Annotated in this window: 14 protein-coding genes; 5 read left to right on the top strand and 9 right to left on the bottom strand. The window is 35.8% G+C overall.

Going from position 1 to position 20,576, the window contains the following annotated elements:
* The first annotated feature begins 15 nt into the window (after positions 1-15).
* Complete coding sequence (tilS, locus tag EKL96_RS11845) at positions 16-1,326, top strand: tRNA lysidine(34) synthetase TilS (RefSeq protein WP_126462665.1); 1,311 nt, start codon at positions 16-18, stop codon at positions 1,324-1,326.
* Entirely contained in the window at positions 1,326-3,359 is a 2,034-nt protein-coding gene (locus EKL96_RS11840) for a protein-disulfide reductase DsbD family protein (protein WP_126462589.1), read from the top strand. The genes tilS and EKL96_RS11840 overlap by 1 nt, the downstream gene beginning before the upstream one ends.
* A 172-nt stretch (positions 3,360-3,531) precedes the next feature.
* Here the strand turns inward: EKL96_RS11840 and EKL96_RS11835 are convergent, their stop codons facing one another.
* From EKL96_RS11835 to EKL96_RS11815, 5 genes are read right to left on the bottom strand one after another with little or no spacing between them, the layout of a single operon-like run.
* Positions 3,532-4,605, bottom strand: coding sequence for an alanine/ornithine racemase family PLP-dependent enzyme (locus EKL96_RS11835; RefSeq protein ID WP_126462586.1), 1,074 nt, complete (start codon positions 4,603-4,605; stop codon positions 3,532-3,534).
* Complete coding sequence (gene alr, locus EKL96_RS11830; RefSeq protein WP_126462583.1) at positions 4,605-5,756, bottom strand: alanine racemase; 1,152 nt, start codon at positions 5,754-5,756, stop codon at positions 4,605-4,607. The genes EKL96_RS11835 and alr overlap by 1 nt, the downstream gene beginning before the upstream one ends.
* Positions 5,746-6,900, bottom strand: a complete 1,155-nt coding sequence (locus EKL96_RS11825; protein ID WP_126462580.1) for an amidohydrolase — start codon at positions 6,898-6,900, stop codon at positions 5,746-5,748. Before EKL96_RS11825 ends, alr begins: the two co-directional genes overlap by 11 nt.
* Before the next feature lie 6 nt (positions 6,901-6,906).
* Positions 6,907-7,341, bottom strand: coding sequence for a GNAT family N-acetyltransferase (locus tag EKL96_RS11820; protein WP_126462577.1), 435 nt, complete (start codon positions 7,339-7,341; stop codon positions 6,907-6,909).
* Entirely contained in the window at positions 7,322-8,794 is a 1,473-nt protein-coding gene (locus EKL96_RS11815; protein WP_126462574.1) for a sodium:solute symporter, read from the bottom strand. The genes EKL96_RS11820 and EKL96_RS11815 overlap by 20 nt, the downstream gene beginning before the upstream one ends.
* Before the next feature lie 495 nt (positions 8,795-9,289).
* On the opposite strand from EKL96_RS11815, the gene EKL96_RS11810 reads away from it, so the two are divergent.
* A complete protein-coding gene (locus EKL96_RS11810; RefSeq protein WP_126462571.1) occupies positions 9,290-11,137 on the top strand; it encodes a CocE/NonD family hydrolase in 1,848 nt (615 codons plus the stop codon).
* Positions 11,138-11,387: 250 nt separating this feature from the next.
* On the opposite strand, the gene EKL96_RS11805 is transcribed toward EKL96_RS11810, so the two are convergent.
* The 4 genes from EKL96_RS11805 to EKL96_RS11790 form a co-directional block, all read right to left on the bottom strand.
* Positions 11,388-12,704, bottom strand: coding sequence for an ammonium transporter (locus EKL96_RS11805; protein WP_126462568.1), 1,317 nt, complete (start codon positions 12,702-12,704; stop codon positions 11,388-11,390).
* Between the two features lie 331 nt (positions 12,705-13,035).
* Entirely contained in the window at positions 13,036-13,413 is a 378-nt protein-coding gene (locus EKL96_RS11800) for a PH domain-containing protein (RefSeq protein ID WP_126462565.1), read from the bottom strand.
* 8 nt (positions 13,414-13,421) lie between these two features.
* Positions 13,422-14,726 (bottom strand): amidohydrolase family protein, encoded by a 1,305-nt coding sequence (locus EKL96_RS11795; RefSeq protein ID WP_126462562.1) that lies wholly within the window; start codon positions 14,724-14,726, stop codon positions 13,422-13,424.
* 44 nt (positions 14,727-14,770) lie between these two features.
* Entirely contained in the window at positions 14,771-17,767 is a 2,997-nt protein-coding gene (locus EKL96_RS11790; RefSeq protein WP_126462559.1) for an amidohydrolase family protein, read from the bottom strand.
* Between the two features lie 233 nt (positions 17,768-18,000).
* On the opposite strand from EKL96_RS11790, the gene EKL96_RS11785 reads away from it, so the two are divergent.
* Both EKL96_RS11785 and EKL96_RS11780 read left to right on the top strand, forming a co-directional pair.
* A complete protein-coding gene (locus EKL96_RS11785) occupies positions 18,001-19,536 on the top strand; it encodes a YifB family Mg chelatase-like AAA ATPase (protein WP_126462556.1) in 1,536 nt (511 codons plus the stop codon).
* A gap of 128 nt (positions 19,537-19,664) precedes the next feature.
* Positions 19,665-20,450 carry a pseudouridine synthase gene (locus EKL96_RS11780; RefSeq protein WP_126462553.1) on the top strand — a complete coding sequence of 262 codons (786 nt, stop codon included), beginning with the start codon at positions 19,665-19,667 and terminating at the stop codon, positions 20,448-20,450.
* Positions 20,451-20,576: the final 126 nt, after the last annotated feature.

The following is a 20,576-nucleotide window of genomic DNA, read 5'->3' as shown; positions in this document are numbered from 1 at the left end:
GAATTAAATTTGAATATGCTACAGAAATTCCAAAACCATCTTCTTCATAATTTCCAGTTCTTGAACGGAAAAAAAATACTTCTTGCTACAAGTGGCGGGAAAGACAGTATGGTATTGGTGCATTTGTTTCAGCAATTGAAATATACAATAGGAATGGCCCATTGTAATTTTCAATTGCGTGGAATGGAAAGTTTTGAAGACCAAAATTTTGTCCAGGAATATGCTGCGGCAAATGCTATTCCAGTATTTATAACACAATTTGACACCAAAGCTTTTTCTGAAGATTATAAAATTTCGACACAAGTTGCAGCCCGCGAGTTGCGATATAACTGGTTTTATGAGTTATTAGAGACTGAAAAATTCGATTATATTCTCACAGCACATCATGCCGATGATAATTTGGAAACGTTCCTAATCAATCTGAGTCGTGGAACAGGATTAGAAGGTTTGACAGGAATTCCGGAGCAGAACGATAAAGTAATTCGCCCACTTTTGGCCTTTAACCAAAAAGAAATGGAAGATTATGCCAAATTAAATAACATTAAATGGCGCGAGGACAGCAGTAATGCATCCGATAAATACCTTCGGAATAAAATTCGGCATCATCTGGTTCCGATGTTAAAAGAATTGAATTCTAATTTTCTTTCCTCGTTTCACAAAACACAACTGTATTTGCAAGACGCGCAAGTTATGGCTGAAGATGCTTCAATTATGATTTATCAGCAAGTGGTAAAGCAAGAGAATGAGACTATTTATTTTGATTTAAAAAAACTAAAAAAATTACCCAATTACAAATCTTATTTGTACCAATGGCTGAAAGAATTTGGATTCAAAGCTTGGGATGATATTTATGATTTGGTTGATAGTCAATCTGGGAAACATGTTTTTTCTCCAGAATATAGAGTATTAAAAGACAGGGATTACTTAATCCTAAGTCCGATAAATTTCGTAAATGTAAAGGACAAATATTTTATAGATGAAAATCAAAAAGAAGTTAATATTCCCTTAAATCTTACGTTTTGCAAAGTAGCCGACATTGGTATCGTTTCAAATAAAACTATCTTTGTAGATGGTGATAAAGTGCAGTATCCATTAATTTTACGCCATTGGAACGAAGGCGATAGTTTTCAGCCTTTTGGGATGAACGGTAAGTCAAAGAAAGTGAGCAAGTTTTTTAAAGATGAAAAATTATCCTTGCTAGAAAAAGAAAATTCTTGGCTTTTATGTTCGAATGATGAAATAGTCTGGATAATTGGTCTACGTCAGGATGAACGCTTTAGAATAGACAACACAACTAAAAATATACTTAAAATACAATCAGAATAATGAAGAAACTACTATTTATACTTATTGCTTTTTTGGCTTTTGCCAATGGAAATGCCCAGATTCTGGATCCCGCCAAATGGACTACTAAAATAGAAAAAAAATCAGATACTAATTATATCCTTACTTTTAATGTTGTCATAGAAAAGGATTGGCATTTGTATTCTCAATTTACTCCAGACGGAGGGCCGTTGCCACTGGAAATCATTTTCAAAAACCAAAAAGGGAACTTCATTCTAGTGGGCAAAGCCAAAGAAAGTAAAACGAGAACCGCTTACAATGATATATTTGAAGTTAACGAAACATTCTTCGAAAAGAAAGGTCAAATCCAGCAGGAAATTACACTAACAAATCCTAAGCTGACTGAAATTAAAGTCGATTTCAATTACCAGGTGTGCAAAGATGTTTGTATTAACATGGAGAAGAATTTTACGTTTAAAATTCCTTCGGCATCAAAAATAGCAGAAATAGCTGCTGTAGTCCCCGTTTTACCGGTGATAGATACGGCTAAAGTTGATACAGCAGCTGTAAGTCCGGATGTAAATAACGAAGAAACAGTTACTCCTGAAAAAGTCGTTTCTCTAGACTCTGAACCAGCTACAAAAAGAGGATTATGGTCTATTTTCTTCATTGCTTTTTTATCTGGATTTGCCGCATTGCTTACGCCTTGTGTCTTCCCAATGATTCCTATGACAGTCAGTTTTTTTACTAAACAAAGCAAAACAAAAGCAAAAGGGATTAGTAATGCCATTATTTATGGAGTAGCTATCATATTCATTTATGTAGTTTTAGGATTCTTAGTGACGTGGATTTTTGGTGCCGATGCGCTGAATGCGTTGTCCACGAATGTTTGGTTCAATATTATTTTCTTTGTTTTGTTAGTCACTTTTGCAGCTTCATTTTTGGGTGGTTTTGAGATTATGCTGCCTAATTCTTGGGCAAATAAAGTGGATAATCAAGCGGATAGAGGTGGGATAGTTGGAATTTTATTCATGGCTTTAGCGTTAGCGATTGTCTCGTTTTCGTGTACCGGACCGATTGTAGGAACCCTATTAGTCGAAGCGGCTTCTAAAGGCGGAATAGCTCCAATTGTGGGTATGTTTGGGTTTTCATTGGCTCTAGCCTTACCCTTTATGTTGTTTGCGATGTTTCCGGGTTGGTTGAATTCATTGCCAAAATCCGGTGGTTGGTTGAATACAGTTAAAGTAGTTTTAGGCTTTTTAGAATTGGCTTTGGCATTTAAATTTTTGTCGAATGCTGATTTGGTTTTGCAATTACATTTCTTGGAAAGAGAAGTGTTCTTGGCAATATGGATCGCTATTTTTGGAACATTGGCCTTTTATTTATTCGGAAAAATTACGTTGCCGCACGATAGCCCGATGACACATATTTCAGTAGGACGACTGTCCTTTGGATTAGTAGTTTTGGCCTTTACCATCTATTTGATTCCTGGGATTTGGGGAGCGCCATTAAAATTAATTTCTGGTTTCCCGCCGCCAATGACCTATAGCGAAAGTCCTTACGGAGTAGGAAACTCCCAAGGTGGCTCAAATGCATCTGCCCAAATTTTGCCGGAAGGCGCACATTTAGGGCCACATGATCTTATTGCTTTTGATAATTATGAAAAAGGATTGGCTTATGCCAAATCAGTAAACAAACCTATTTTACTTGACTTTACGGGTTATGCCTGTGTGAATTGTAGAAAAATGGAAGATTATGTGTGGTCAGATCCTGCGATTTTAAAAATATTACAAGAAGAAGTGGTTTTAATATCTTTATATGTTGATGATAAAAGAGAATTGCCAAAAAGCGAGCAATACGTATCTAAAGAAACGGGTAAAGAAATTGTAAGTGTGGGTAATAAATGGAGCGATTTCCAAATTACAAGGTACAAAGCCAATGCGCAACCGTATTACATTGTTTTAGATGTAGAAGAGAATATGCTGTCTGATAAACCAGAAAGTTATAACTCAGATATCAATGCCTACAAAGGATGGTTGAGAGAAGGGATTGATAGATTTAAAAAGGTAGAATAACAGGTACGTCTGGAAAAATACTAGATCTAATATTAAACACGAATTGCACTAATTTCTACGATTCAATTCGTGGAAATTCGTGTAATTTGTGTTTATATTTAATACTATAGACTTAATTTACTCGGTTTTGATGCGTGAGATGCATATTCAAGATAGGGTACAAAATGGCCTTTTATTCGATTATTTTCTCGATATAAGCAGAGTTTAAAAGATACAATGCGCCCATATATCGTATTTTGAACGCCACTAAATCCCCAATTTTATAATTTTTTTTAGAATTTGAAATGTCTATAACCAGCATGTCAGAACTGGCGTCTACTATAGTGATATCCGTATCATCAGATTCGATGTATTGTGGTTGCATGTCTAACAAACCAATGTCTAGAATAGCTCTAAGGGAAGTATCGCCTAAATCAGTGACAGCATCCATCGAAAAGGAATTTCCGGCTACATTCTCGCCTAACTCCCCTGTTGGTGTATTTGGTTTTTCTGTAATTTCGATGATTTCAGCGTATAATTTGAAAACATCATTGTGCATTCCTTCTATGGTATTTCCTGTAAACAAATCTTTCCCGAAAAATAGGGCTTCCCCTATTCGAAAATGATTCACGGCCATTGGTCGGGCATTTTTTAGGAGTAGCGGTACAGTAACAGAAGTTCCTCCGGAGACAAATGGAATACTGATATTGAATTTAGCTTCAATTAGCTGTTTGTATAAGCTCAATTGAATCAATTTGTCCTGCGTGGGCATTACACCGCTAAGGCAATTGAAATTGGTACCAATTCCAGAGATTTCAATATTAGGCATTTTTAGAATTGTGCCATAAAAGTCGATCAATTCTTCACCCATTACACCTTCACGAAGGTCTCCCATTTCAATCATAATGATGATTTTATGGGTCTTGTTTTGTTTTACGGCTTCCTCTGAAAGTAATTGTATGGTATAGATTTCAGTATTAAAACTGATGTCAGCATACCGCACAATACTTTCAATACTTCGTTTAGCAGGTGGTTTAATATACACGGTTTGAATTTCCGGATCCAAGGCTTTAATTTTTTTCAAATTACTTACTCTGGAATCATGAATTTCACGTACTCCTAAAGCGATGATTTCTTTGAGATAAATTTTATTTCCACACAATAGTTTGGAAACCACGCCCCATTGTATATTTCTGGATTTAAAAATAGTATCCAGAAAGGCATAATTTTCTTCAAGTTTTTTGCGATATAGTTTTATAAAAGCCATTATTCTATGATTTTACGTGGAATTGATTTGGAAATCCGAGTTAATAATTCGTAATTGAGTTGGTTGCTGAAATCACTAAAGGAAGCTACAGAAACGGATAGCTCTTTTTGTGTGCCTATCAAGACCACTTCATCTTCTTTTTTTGCCATGTCGATATCAGTAACATCGACAGTCATCATGTTCATGTTTACGGAACCCACTACAATACAGCGTTGTCCATGAATAAGTACACGACCTTGGTTGCTCAACGAGCGACTGTATCCGTGGCAGTAACCAATAGGGATAACAGCAATTTTCATTTTTCTTTTGGCCATAAAACTGGTTCCATACCCAATAAAATCACCAATATTTACTTTCTTTACGCTCATTATAGCACTTTTCCAAGTGATAACGCGTTGCAGCGGATCTATTTTATTTTTTTTAGAATTGAGATAGGTAACAAATACTTCCGGACTGGACCACAATCCGTATTGCATTATTCCGATTCGCACCATATCCATTCTGGTTTGTGGAAACATTATTGATGCTGCAGAGCAAGCAGAATGTCTCATTTGTGGCTTCAGATCATTTTTACAAAAAAAGGCATAAATTTCTTCAAACTTCTTGATTTGCTGATCCACTCTGTAATAATTAGCTATACTTTCGGCCCCGGCATAATGAGTACAAAGCCCTTTGAAAGTAAGATGTTGTTCTTCTTTCTTTAAAAAAGTAATAACAGTATTCAGTTCGTTCTTATCAAAACCAGTTCGGTTCATTCCGGTTTCTACTTCAATGTGCAGAATTGCTTTTTTTTCGAGTTTTTTAGCTGTTTTCATAGCTTTCGTCAGTCGAGTTTTATCAAAGACAAAAAATTCAATATCATTTTTGATTACCCATTCCATATCTTCATCCTGAACGAGTCCCATAACCATAATAGTTGCTTTGTCCTGTAGTGTTGTTTTTACGACTTTGGCTTCCTGAACATCAAAAACAGAAAAATGAGTTACACCACATTGAAAAGCCATAGCCACAAACGGCTGTACTCCATGACCATACGCATTTCCTTTTACGACAGAGGAAATCAGTACTTTTTTTCCAAAGGTTTTTTTTAGAAAATCGATGTTCTTTTGATACGCGGAGCGATTAAGCTCTATTATTGAGTTAGTGTGCATTTGTAATTTGTTTGCTGATGTGATGAAAAACAGCCACTCCAGTTGCTATAATTTCGTCAGGAAAATCATAATCAGGATTGTGTAGTGCGGCAGTGTTTACCCCAGCTCCCAGTCCGAACATGGCGCCGGGATAGTGCTGTGTGAACAAACCAAAATCTTCGCCCCAAGTGAATGGTTTCTCTTTTTCGAATAGTTCAAAACCATTAATTTCTGCTGCCTTTTTGATGAATGCTACAGCAGTTTTGTCATTCTCATTGGCTTGGAAACTTTGTGTCCATTGCGTTTTACACTTCAGTTGATATTCTTTTGCGATTGATTGGGCTGCATTTTCTAAAGCTATTTCGATCTTTCTCATCTGTAAATTGCTATCACTTCGTACTGTAAAATGAATTTCTCCCGCACCAGCTGCTACACCATATGCTTTTTTACCTATTTTGGTATAAATGGGAGTTATCTGGCAATAGTTTTCTTTGGTAATATCGGTCTGAATAGTAGCATTAAATTGATTGATAATGGCGGCTATTGCCAGAGTAGGATTAATTCCTCTTTCAGGTTCACCGGCATGGGCTGTTTTTCCTTTTAATTTTATGATAATGCTATTTACGGCGCAGGTAAAAGTTTCGTTTTTTACTACAATTTGATGCATTGGAAACCCTGGTAAATTGTGCAGCGCAAAGACGTAATCAGGTTGAATCAAAGTGAATTTAGTATCTGAAAACACCTTTTGAGCACCACTACCATCTTCTTCAGCCGGTTGAAACAGCAAAATGACGGTTCCTGAGTCCGGTTTGTTCTGATGCAATTCAGCTGCCAAACCACAAAGAATAGCCATGTGTCCATCATGTCCGCATTTGTGTGAGACACCATCAATTAGTGAACGATGTTCAAAACGATTCGTTTCTTCAATTGGCAAAGCATCTAATTCACATCGGAATAATACTGTTTTCCCATTTTTTTTACCTTTATAAATTGCAATCACACCAGTTGTTCCTACTCCGGTAATCAATTCATCCGGAGGGTAATTTTCGAGAAAAGATAGGACGCGTTTTGCTGTTTGATTTTCTTTACCCGAAACCTCTGGGTGTTTGTGTAATTCCTTTCGTAACTGCACAAGTGAATCGGTAAACTGGTTTGAATTTTCCATTTTGGACTATTTTATGAGGCGCATTTCCAAATATTTATTTGTAAAGCCTAGTTTTTCATATAGTTTTTTGGCAGGATTATCAGGTTCTACATGTAGGGCAATATTTCCTTCGGCAATTGATATTGCTTTTTGCATCAATTGTTTTCCAAACCCTTTTCCCCGTTGGCTGTTGTCCACGGCAATGTATACCAAAATATTTTCAGGAATAAAATCTTTCATTCCCGTGTTGTTCAAGATGACAACTCCTACGATTTTTTGATCTTCGATTCCCACTACAATGTTGCCTCCTTTTGTAGGATTCATAACGTAATCAATACATTTTCGAATGTCTTCAATCGTATCGCCATATTGTTCTAAATGGGTATAAAGGAATAATGCTATAATTTGATTGGTATAAATTGTATCTTCTCCGGTTGTGTCATTAATTTGTTTGAATTCCATTTTGTCTTTCTTTTTTGTTATGGTGATAAAGTGATATTGTAACGAATAAAATAAGAGAAATACTTATTCCATAAAGGTTTGCATCTAAATGTTCCGGTAATTTTAAATCTAAAGGTAGTTTATTCTCTGTAACAATTAGCAGGATTGTGGTGGCACCCCCAAATAACATGCTCCAAAAAGCAGCTGTTGGATGGCTTTTCTTCCAAAATAAAGCGCCTATTACCGGAACGAAAAGGCCCGACACCATAAAAGCATAAGAGTAGAGCATCAGTTCCAGTACATTTTGCATTTGGGAAGCAATTAAAATAGCAAGAAGACCTACAATTAAGGTGACCAATTGTGAGAGCCGAAGCTCTTTTTTATGACTCAATTCTTTTTTTGAAAATTTAGCAATAATATCAGTGACAATATTTCCGGAAGCTGCCATTAAGCAGCTGTCCGCGGTAGAAAGTATGGCCGAAAAATAGGAAGAAAGCATCAGCCCCATTAATCCAACGGGGAGTATGGTGGCCAGTAAAATAGGCAATCCCATTTCGCTATCCATATTGGCTGCATCTGTAATACCGTCAAACATTCCTTTGTTTGCAGCCACTTTAGCCAGCATTCCCAGAATCACTCCCATAAATGCCATTATAGGCCATTCAAAAACACCCGCAATCAACCATGCTTTTTTAGCTTCTTTCTCTCCTTTGCTAGCATAAATCCGCTGGTATAAAGTCATTCCTACAAACCAAATGGGTATAATGGTTATGGACCAGTTTAAAATCTGATACCATTTTACATTGGTCAGTGATAAATATTCAGGTGCCAGGGTAGTCTTGATCGCCTCATACCCTCCCACGGCATTGTAGGCAACTGGAATTCCTATAAAAACCAATCCGCCAATAAGGACTAACCACTGGATTGTATCGGTATAAATAACGGCTTTTAATCCTCCAATAGCCGTATAAATTACCGCGATAAGTCCCATTACAATTAGCGCTGTTTGTAAATTAAGTCCTTCTATGGTTGCCGAAGCTAATTTGGCTCCAGCCAAAACCTGAGAACTTGTAAATCCAAGATATCCAATAGCCGAAATAATTCCGGCCAGTAGCGCTACTTTAGCATTATAAAAATGATCAAATATTTGGGGAAAAGTGAAAAACTTATATTTATGTCCTAATGCACTTACTTTTGGAATTAGAAAAACAGCACTCAGCCAAGCGCCCAGCAGTCCGGTGAACAGCATCCAAGAACCGGATATTCCCATCGTAAAACCCAGACCGCCCAATCCTATTGAGAATCCACCACCTACATCTGTGGCTACAACGGATAAACCAATGTGCCAGCTATTCATATTTCTTCCGCTAACGTAAAAATCTTCCGCGGTTTTATTCTTATTGAAAAAATAAACGCCAACGCCTAGCATAACCAGCATGTAAACAACAAAGATTGCATAATCTATTAGGTGCATATTATTAATTTTCGATTATTTAATAGCCTGTACATGGAATTTTTCCAAAAGGCAAAAGGTGCAGTAAACTGCAAAAAAAAGATGATTTTTTTTAGAATATTTTCTAAAATAAGGGATCTTAGCTTTGGGTTAAAAGTGCAAAAAAAAGACTTTATTAACCACAAAAAATAATTTGGTATTTTACAAATGTAAGGCAAATTATCTAAAAAATCCTTTTAAAATGCAGATATTGTCTTTTTTGCAACAAATAACGGCCACTTTTTGCATTAATAGTATTGGTTTTATAGAAGTAAAATCGAATGAAATTTTTGATGAAAAATGCCAACCTGACCGTGCAGTTTTCTTTAAAAAGATCCTAAAAACGATTATTTTTTTTAACATATTTGGTGTTTTTTTGATAAACTAAAATTCATAAATTTCAAAAAAGAAGGAATATGGATGCAATATTCGAAGAGATTTTTTATCTTTAAAAATTATTTTAACTCAAAAAAATTCATGAAAAAACTATTAGGTATTTCGCTTTTTTTTATTGGTGCAGTTCTGTTTGCCCAAGACAATAAAGCCAATTATGTGTCTGAAAATTATACTAAAAAGGAAGTGCATATTAAAATGCGTGATGGAGTAGAGTTGTTTACTGCCATTTATACTCCCAAAGATGTTTCTACAAAATATCCAATTATAATGCAAAGAACACCATATAACTCGGGGCCTTATGGAGAAAATCAGTTCAAGAAAAGCATTTCTCCCAGTGAAACGATGATGAAAGAAGGATATATTGTAGTCTATCAAGATGTTCGAGGACGATTTATGAGTGATGGTTTGTATGACAACATGCGTGGTTTTATTCCAAATAAAAAAGGCAAGAAAGATACGGATGAAGCTTCGGATACTTATGATACGATAGAGTGGCTGGTAAAAAATGTGGCTAACAATAATGGAAATGTTGGAACTTGGGGAATCTCATATCCAGGTTTTTACGCTACATATTCTTTATTGAGTAATCATCCAGCTTTGAAGGCCGTTTCGCCTCAGGCATGTATCGCTGATTTCTTTTTTGATGATTTTCATCACAATGGAGCGTATTTGTTGAGTTATTGGAAAGTCACTCCGTTATTTGGCCCTCAAAAAACAAAACGTACTACGGAACCTTGGTACAAATTTACGAATGCGGGTACAAACGATGATTATCAGTTTTTCCTGGATGCAGGACCACTCTCTAATTTAGACAAATATTATGGAAAAGAGAATGAGTTTTGGCAACAGCTGAAAGACCATTCCAGTTACGATGATTTTTGGCAAAAGCGTGGAATTTTACAGCATTTGAATAATATTAAACCAGCGGTAATGACAGTAGGAGGTTGGTTTGATGCCGAAGATTTATACGGTCCTTTGAATACCTACAGTACGATAGAAAAGAGCAGTAAAAACTACAACACAATTGTTATGGGACCCTGGAGTCATGGTGATTGGGCTAGGAATTCAGCAAAGCAAGTGATTGGTAATATTAATTTTGGAGATAGTATTTCTGGTTTTTATCAAAAAAATATTGAATCTAATTTCTTTCGTCATTTTTTGAAAAATAATGGAAAAGGAGCTAATAAATTGCCTGAAGCTTATGTTTTTGACACCGGAAGAAAAGAGTGGAAAACCTATGATGCCTGGCCTCCCGTAAATACTGAAAAACAAGATTTCTTTTTGCAAGGGAGTAAATTGACAAAATTGGCTAAGCAAAATATTTCTTTTGAAGAATTTATTAGTGATCCTAAGAAACCGGTACCCTATTCGGAGGATATTAAACAAAACGGACTTACGCCAAGGAAATACATGACCGATGACCAGCGTTTTGCTGCACGACGTCCGGATGTGATTGTTTTTGAAACAGAAGTATTGAATGATGATACCACATTAGCCGGAGAAATCTTGGCTAAATTACAAGTTTCTACTACAGGAACTGATGCGGATTGGATTGTAAAAGTGATTGATGTTTTCCCAAATGACGAACCGGAAACAAAAGAAGTAGCTCCGTATCTAAAGATGAGTAATTACCACATGATGGTACGAAGTGAAGTTATGCGAGGCCGTTTTAGAAATAGTTTTTCAAAACCAGAACCTTTTGTAGCCAATGAGAAAACAGCAGTTAATATTAAGTTACAAGATGTATTTCATACGTTCAAAAAAGGACACAAAATCCAGATTCAGGTTCAAAGTACGTGGTTTCCATTTATAGATTTGAATCCACAGACATTTGTTGACAATATCTTTTATGCAAAACCTGAAGATTTTAAGAAACAAACGCACAAGATTTATAACGACTCTAAAATTGAGTGTACTGTTTTAAAATAAAACGGCAATCGGGTTGTGCGCCATAAAAGCATTCGACTATATTTAAAACTAAAATCCCAATCTTTTTTAAAGATTGGGATTTTAGTTTTAAAGGATGCAGGCAAAATTAATATGTACTACGCTATTTTTAAAGTTTTTAGTTTATTGTTTAAAGAATAAGAATTGCTTTGTAGTTTATGGGTATTTAGAACGGATAAGAGCAAAAAAACGCTCTGAAATTTCAGAGCGTCTCTAACTTTATACCGAAGATTTATAGAAATTCGCCGTGTTGCGAAATATCTAACCCTAATTCTTCTTTTTCTTCACTTACCCTTAAAGGAGTTATTTTGTTTACAATATAGAAAAGGAAATAAGACATTGAGAATGCAAATATGGAAACGACAACCATAGCAAATAATTGATTTAAGAATAATGTTGTTTCTCCAAAAATAAGTCCTTGGTTATCACCAACTGCCGCGTTTATTGATTTTGAAGCAAATACACCTGTCAAAAGCATTCCAATGATGCCACCTACACCGTGACAGGCAAATACATCTAAAGCATCATCAATTTTACATTTGTGGAAACTTCTAACCACCAGATTGCTCACAATACTTGCAAAAATTCCTATGAACAAAGCATGAGGAATGCTAACAAAACCAGCTGCAGGAGTAATGGCAACTAATCCGACCACTACGCCAATACAAGCTCCCATTGCCGACAATTTATGACCAAGAATTTTATCAAGAAATACCCAAGCCATTCCAGCAGCAGCAGCAGCAATAGTAGTTGTCCCCAGTGCTTGTACGGCAAGCCCATTAGCTCCTAAAGCGGAACCAGCGTTGAACCCGAACCATCCAAACCACAACAATCCGGTACCTAACATTACGTATGTTATACGTGCGGGATTTCCTTTTTCTGCTTTTCTTTTGCCTAAGAAAATGGCACCAGCCAGAGCAGCCCAACCAGCACTCATATGAACTACAGTTCCACCAGCAAAATCCAATACGCCCATTTTAAAGAGAATACCATCTGGATGCCATGTCATGTGAGCCAGTGGGGTATAAACGAGCAGTATGAATAAAACCATAAATAGTAAGTACGCCCAAAAACGAATTCGTTCTGCAAAAGCACCGGTGATTAAAGCGGGTGTAATGATGGCAAATTTTGCTTGAAATAAAGCAAAGAGCATAAATGGAATTGTTGGAGCTAGACCCCAAGATGTATTTGTATTTACGCCTTGAAAAAATAAATTTGGAATTGGATTCCCTATTATTCCGCCAATAGTTGGACCAAAAGATAATCCGAAAGCGATGACAACCCACAACACGGTAACGATTATCATTGCCATAAAGCTTTGAAGCATGGTACTAATGACATTTTTTTTACCTACCATTCCACCGTAAAAGAAACCTAAACCGGGTGTCATGATTAATACAAGTGCAGTTGCAACGATCATCCAAGCGGTATCGCCGGTATCAAATTTTACTGCTTCTGTAGGAGCTGGACTTTCGGCTAAGAAATAATTTGAACAAAGGGTTAATACCAAAATCGTGATCAATATCACACTTAGAATAATTTTTCGCATCGTTTTTCAGTTTTAAATTTTTATAAAAATATAAAATTGTTCAACATACCCCTATAGTAAAGTATATTAATGTTTTATTTTTATGATTTTTACAATCTAACCCCTATTTTTTTATGGGTATTTTATATTTTAAAGACAAAATTTGTTTTTTATTAAAATCTAGTTAAATAAAATCACCAATTTAGTGAATACTTGGGGTCTTGTGGTAAAAAATTAGACTTCCAATCTGGGAATTTTAATGCACTTAGCATTAAGACAAAATTTGATATATAAAAAATGCACCAATTGTATAGCTACAAGTGATGCATTTTTCAAAAACTAAAGGATCTCCTTATTTTAAAAGATGTTTGCTTAAAAGTTTGTAAACTTCATTAATGTTATTACCACCTTTACCAAATTGTTTTACAATTGGGGTTGCGTCATTGTTTAACCAAATTTTCAACTCGGCATCCATATCTAATATTCCAGCACTTTCTTTAGAGAATTTTTTGATACTCAAATACGGAATTGACATATAATCAACCTTGGTTCCAACCAATTGTTTTTCGACCAGAATCAATCTTTTATTGGTAAAAACAAACATATCCCGAATTAATTTATATGCTTTTTCGATTGTTTCTCCATCAATTAGGATTGGCTCAAATTCAGTAGCAACATCTTTAATGTTTACTTCAGAGGCATTGCCCAGGATGGCGTTAAATAGTCCCATTGTATTTGTTATTTTTGATTGTATTTTGTTTTATAAATATCGTTCATTTTTGTTTGGTGTGTTTCAAGACTGATCATTCTGCCTTGAATAAAAGCATTAGTTAGTTTGTTCGTTCTCATGTCTAAAGCATCACCCTCAGAAATAAATAAGGTAGCATCCTTTCCTTGTTCTAAAGTACCACATTGTTTATCGATCCCTAATAATTTGGCAGTATTGAAGGTTATTAGTTGTAGCGCTTTTTCTTTGTCAAGTCCATAAGCAGCACATGTTCCGGCCAGGAAAGGTAAGTTTCTGGTATTCATACGCTCCATGGATCCACTGTTTTCCAAGCCTACAACAACGCCTTTATCTGTCAATAATTTAGCGTTTTTGTACGGTAAATCAATGTCATGATCTTCATTTTCAGGCATATCATGCACTCTTTTTAATAATACTCCAATGTTATTTTTTTGAAGTAAGTCAGCCGTTTTATACGCTTCATAACCACCAACAATTACTATTTTTTTAACTCCATTTTCTTTTGCCATTTGTATAGCATCAATAATTTGTTTTTCTTCATTTGCGTGTATGAATAAGGTTTGATTTCCGTCAAACAATCCTTTTGTAGCCTCAAAAATCAAATTTCTTTCTTTGGGGCTATCTGCTAAGTATGCTTTTGCGCTAGTCAAAAAAGTAGTTATCTCTGAGTGTTGTTTGCTATAGTCTTTATTTGCTTCAATTGTTCCGGGTTCAAACCAGGAACCACTTCTTTTAAAACTAGAAGGGAAATTAAGATGAATCCCATCATTTTCTTTTATCAGTGCATCCTTCCAGTTCCAGGCATCAAGCTGAACGATGGATGAAGTGCCTGAAATTCTTCCGCCACGTGGGGTAATTTGCGCCATCAAAATTCCGTTTGGTTTAATGGTTTCAATTACTTTTGAATCAGCATTATAGGCAATAATACTTCTTACGTGAGGATTCATATTTCCTATTTCGCTTTCATCATCAGAAGATTTTATGGCATCTATTTCGACTAAGCCCAAGGTAGAATTGGGCGCTATAAATCCTGGATATACGTGTTTTCCGCTGGCGTCAATGGTAATATCATACGCTCCTTGAGCTAGTTTTATTAATCGGGCATCTGCCACTAATGTAATTTTGCCTTCTACAAATCCTATAGCACTGTTTTCGATTATTTCGCCATTTCCTAAATGTGCTGTTGCATTTAGAATTAAAATAGATTTTGATTGTTTTGAAGCAGGAGCTTGCTGTGCCTTTGTAAGTATTGATATGCTAAATACCAATAGTAAAATATATATATTTTTATTCATCCTATTTTGTTGTTTTAGATTTAAGAAACGTAGATTTCTTGAGCTTAATGTTCCAAAGAATCACAATGATATTCTATTTTTTCCTTCTTTTTAGGCTCTTGAGTGATCATTCCTTTGTTTTTTTCTTGCAATAGTTGGCCTATTAACTCATTTCTTTCTTTGGCAACTGCTACTCTTTGTGCTTCATCTTTTTGCACATCATAATAAACGACACCTTCAATTATTGTTTTTTCAGCTTTAGCATAAATAGATAAAGGATTGTTGTTCCAAAGTACTACATCAGCATCTTTTCCTATTTTTATACTTCCCACTTTATCATCAATGTGCAATAATTTTGCAGGATTCAAAGTCACGAATTTCCATGCTTCTTCTTCTGAAATGTTTCCATATTTCACTGCTTTTGCAGCTTCTTGATTTAATCTTCTGGACATTTCAGCGTCATCAGAGTTATAGGCTACTACAAGTCCCGCATTGTGCATGATTGGACCGTTGAACGGAATGGCATCATTCACTTCAAATTTATACGCCCACCAATCCGAGAACGTCGAGGCTCCTACTCCGTGTTTTTTCATTTCATCGGCTACTTTGTATCCTTCAAGGATATGTGTAAAGGTATTTACTCTAAAGTTAAATTTTTCGGCAACATTCATCAACATCAAAATTTCAGATTGCACATAAGAGTGGCAGGAAATGAAACGTTCCTTATTAAGGATTTCAGCTAGAGTCTGTAGTTCTAAGTCTACCCTTGGCGCTTTCCCTTTTCCTTTTTTACCACTTGAATTATAAGTTTTCCAAGCCAAGTCATATTCTTTTGCACGTTGAAAATAATCTGTAAAAACCTGTTCCACACCCATTCTTGTTTGAGGAAAACGAGTAGGGTTGGTAATTCCCCAGTTGGCTTGTTTCACATTTTCACCTAAAGCAAATTTAATGAATTTTGGTTGGTCTTTGTAAAGCATTTCTTCTGCAGAAGCGCCCCATTTCCATTTTACAATGGCAGAGCGTCCTCCGATAGGATTAGCAGAACCATGCAATAATTGCGAAGTTGTTACACCACCAGCTAAATCTCTATAGATATTAACGTCTTCGGAATTGACTACATCCTCAATTGTTACTTCAGCACTGGAGTTGTGTCCCCCTTCATTGACACCTCTTGAAATGGCTATGTGGGAATGTTCATCGATTATTCCGCTGGTCAAATGTTTGCCTTTTGCATCTAAAACTGTGGCGGAAGCATCAGAAAGGTTTTTGCCGATAGCAGCAATTTTTCCATTTTTGATTAAAACATCTGTTTCTTCTAATACACCTTCTTTTTCATTGGTCCAAACCGTGGCATTTTTGAATAAAAGTGTCTGTTGTGTTGCTTTTTTTACCGTCCCGAAGGCAACATTTGGAAATGTTGTAGGGAGGATCATATTGTTTTTTTCAATTTTTGAAGAATCAACCGCTTTTACAAAAGGAGCCGTTTTTACAGCGCTCCATTTCACTTCATTTCCATTGAATAAAATTGCTTTTCCAGAAATTTTCTCAATATCGTCTATGTATCCTGTTGCTCTTGTAAAGCTGGTTTTTGTGGAATCATTGGGTTTGATTATTATTGAAATCCAGTTATTAGCAATAGTAAGTTTAGACTTTATTTTTTTAGCATCAACACTTGTGATTTCTGATTTTGGTGCAGCTATGTCGCCGTCAAGAGTCCATTTGTATTTGGTGTTATTGACCGTTAAGTCATACTTACCACGAATGTCTTTAACCATAATATCATTGATGACATACTTACTTCCTTGAACCCAGTTTTCGTAAACGATGGTTTTTTCTTCGAATATTTCTCCGGAGGTGATCACAAAATTAGCTAGACTTCCGGTTTTTAAACTTCCAATTTCGTTGCTTTTTCCTAAAATTGATGCTGGAATTGTTGTCAGTGCTTCTAATGCTTTGGTTGTATCAAAACCATATTTAATGGCTCTTAGAAGATTGGTTCTGAAATCTTCCACCTTCTTTAATTTGTCTGTAGTCAAGGCGAAAACAATACCGTTATCTGACAAAACCTTTAGATTAGTAGGGGCTTGATTCCAGAAACGCAAATCTTTCAATTCCATTTGATTGGCTTGGTACGGATCAGACACATCATAAGCTTCGGGGAAATTGATTGGAATAATAAATTTAGAATTTGTTTTTTTTATTTCTTCAATTCTTTCAAATTCATTTCCTATGCCTTTCAATACATAGTTCAATCCAAATTCTTTTGCTATTTTAGAAGCTCTAACACTATTTAATTTATCCTCCGAAGCAAAAATTTGAACTAATTTTTCATTATTTGATAAGGCTTCTAATGATAAATCTTTGGTTGCAGCATTCCCTTTTTTGTACCAATCTAAATCAAAGTACATTTGGCGTAATAAGGCCATCATTCCCATTAATGAGCTAGGATAGGATTGATTTGTAGTGGCACTTTTTGTAAATGCAAAGTGATTAGTGATTTTGTCAGATAATAATTGTGTGCTTTTATCAGCGTTGTTCAAAGCGATTAACATTCCGGATCCTTGGGCAATTCCATCCGGAACGTGAGTACCTACAACACCAAATCCTGCTTTTAACAACTCCTCTGCTTTAGTTGGGTCGTATTTAAAACTTTCATATCCATTTACTTCTGAGCGAATATTTTCATTCCAATAATATCCCACTCTTTTAGTATCGTACAAAGGATTTCTTTCCGTACTTGTTATTTCTTTTGGTTTTTCAATTCCAAAACTGGTATAAATGTCAATAAAAGAAGGATATATTGATTTTCCTTCCAGATTAATAGTAACGCAATTTTTAGGAATAGTAATGGTAGCACCGGCACCAATTACTTTTCCGTTTTGAATTAATAAAGTGCCTTTTTCAATAATTTGTGTTGGGGTAACATAAATTTTGGCATTGGTAAAAGCAGTGAAATTGGTGTTTTTGTTTTGAACACTTTCGTTATTAGGAAAGTATTCCTGAGCATAGGTTTTTGGTACCAAAAAACTCAAACAGAGTAGGAGTAGGATTTTTTTCATAGTGTGGTTTCTAATTATTTTCTAAAAGTAGAAAAATGTTAATATTATACCTTCACTTTTTTTAATTTTAACATTTTGTTTTCGCGAAAAATGTATCGTATAGAGCTGTATACCAAAGTATTTTGAGTGTCTTTTGATGAAATCTTTGCTGTTCATTATTTTATTGGAATTTATGTAAGATTTATAATAATAATAAGAAAAGTTTCATTAATTTTAAAATCAAATAAAAACAGATGCTAGTTAAAGTTTTTGGAAGTGCAGTTTTTGGAGTTGAAGCCACAACAATTACCGTTGAGGTAAATATTGATAAAGGGATTGGATACCATTTAGTTGGATTACCAGATAATGCTATTAAAGAAAGCAGTTACCGCATTGCGGCTGCGCTTAAAAACAATGGCTATGCGATGCCCGGCAAAAAAATCACCATCAATATGGCTCCTGCGGATTTACGTAAAGAAGGCTCTGCGTATGATCTGACTTTGACAATTGGTATTCTGGTAGCCTCTGGGCAGATTAAAGCCGATGAAATTGACCAGTATGTAATCATGGGAGAGCTTTCGCTTGACGGAGGTTTGCAACCCATTCGTGGCGCTTTGCCGATTGCTATCAAAGCAAAAGAAGAGGGTTTTAAAGGTTTTTTTCTTCCAAAGCAAAATGTGAAAGAAGCAGCAATTGTTGCAGGATTAAATGTGTATGGAATAGAAAACATACAGGAAGTAATTGACTTTCTAGAAGGAAAAGGGACTTTGGAACCAACAACAATCGATACTAGAGCCGAATTTTATAAAACATTAGACTTTCCTGAATTTGATTTTAGTGATGTCAAGGGGCAGGAGTCTATAAAAAGATGTATGGAAATTGCGGCTGCCGGCGGGCATAATATTATCTTGATTGGTCCACCGGGTGCCGGAAAAACCATGTTAGCTAAGCGATTGCCCAGTATTTTGCCTCCCATGACGTTGCGTGAAGCATTAGAAACCACAAAAATTCACAGTGTTGCCGGAAAATTGAAGGAAGTAGGTTTGATGAATCAGCGTCCGTTTCGTAGCCCGCACCATACTATTTCGAATGTGGCGCTTGTTGGCGGCGGCAGTTATCCGCAACCCGGCGAAATTTCAATGGCGCACAATGGCGTTTTGTTTCTGGATGAATTGCCGGAATTTAAACGCGATGTTCTGGAAGTGATGCGCCAACCGCTGGAAGATCGAGAAGTGACTATTTCCAGAGCTAAATTTACAGTTACTTATCCATCCTCGTTTATGCTGGTGGCAAGTATGAATCCGAGTCCAAGTGGTTTTTTCAACGATCCGGATTCGCCACAAACTTCTTCACCACATGAAATGCAGCGGTATTTGAGTAAAATCTCGGGACCTTTATTAGATAGAATTGATATTCATATCGAAGTGACACCAGTCCCTTTCGAAAAATTATCGGATGATCAAAAAGCAGAAAGTAGTGTAGACATTCGCAAAAGAGTGACTGCGGCTCGTGAAATTCAAACCGAACGCTTTGAGCAAATGGAAAATATCCATTACAATGCCCAAATGAATACCAAACACATTCGGGAATATTGTGCCTTGGACGATGTTTCAAAACAATTATTGAAAACAGCGATGGAACGCTTGAATCTTTCGGCTCGGGCCTATGATCGAATTTTGAAGGTGGCTAGAACTATCGCTGATCTCGATGCGGCTCCAATAGTGGTTTCCAGCCACATTGCTGAAGCGATTCAGTATAGAAGTTTGGATCGTGATGGGTGGTTGGGCTAAAATAGATTTCAGATGTTTCACGGCTGCAAAAATGAGAATACCTTCGCGCTAGCGGGGGAAAAAGAAAAGAATAGAAATAAATAAGTTAAAAAAGAGATTTCGATAGAAATCTCTTTTATTTTTGCCAAATGTTAGAAATTCTTTACCAAGACGAATATATTATAGCAATTAATAAACCAAGTGGCTTGTTGGTCCACAAATCATTCTATGCGCGTGATGCAAAAGTTTTTGCTATTCAAGAATTGAGAAATCAAATAGGAGGGCGACACGTTTATCCTATTCATCGGTTAGATCGCAAAACATCTGGTGTCTTGTTATTTGCGTTGGATAAAAAGGTTTTAAAAATTATGAATGATCGTTTTGCCACGCGCGAAGTCGAAAAAAAGTATTTAGCAATTTTACGTGGTTGGTCACCCGAAGAACTAACGATTGATTATGATTTAACAAATAATGATGGTGTTATACAAAATGCAATAACCTACTTTCATCGATTGCAAACTACCGAAATTGAGTTAGAATTTAACAATCAACCAACGTCACGATATTGTTTGGTAGAAGCGATTCCTGAAACTGGACGTATGCATCAATTACGAAAACATTTCAAACATATTTTTCATCCCATTTTAGGAAGTCGGCCACATGGTTGTAACAAGCAAAATAAATTATGGTTGGAGAATTTTGAACTGAAAGGAATGATGCTTCATGCACATCAGTTAATTTTTAATCATCCAATAACAAATGAACAACTAATCTTGAATGCAAAGATTAATGAAGAGTTTAGCAGAGTAGGTACTATTCTTAAGCTAGATTTGAATACGTATGAAATCGCCATGACAGAAGCTGTCGCAAACACCAATGAAGATCTGGCGATACCATATTCCTATAAAAAACAAATATTATCTACATATGAATAGAATACTTATTTGTAAAATAAAGCTTTAAATTATTGTTGTATTTGGAAACAACAGTTTTCAGTGTAAAGTGGAGCAGAGTTGGGGTTTTTGATCAACAATTTTTAATTTCAGATGTTTATCACAACG

The sequence above is a fragment of the Flavobacterium sp. LS1R10 genome, from assembly GCF_003968825.1.
Taxonomy (GTDB): domain Bacteria; phylum Bacteroidota; class Bacteroidia; order Flavobacteriales; family Flavobacteriaceae; genus Flavobacterium.
Note: the sequence above shows the minus strand (reverse complement) of the source record. Positions and strands in the feature narration are given on the sequence as shown.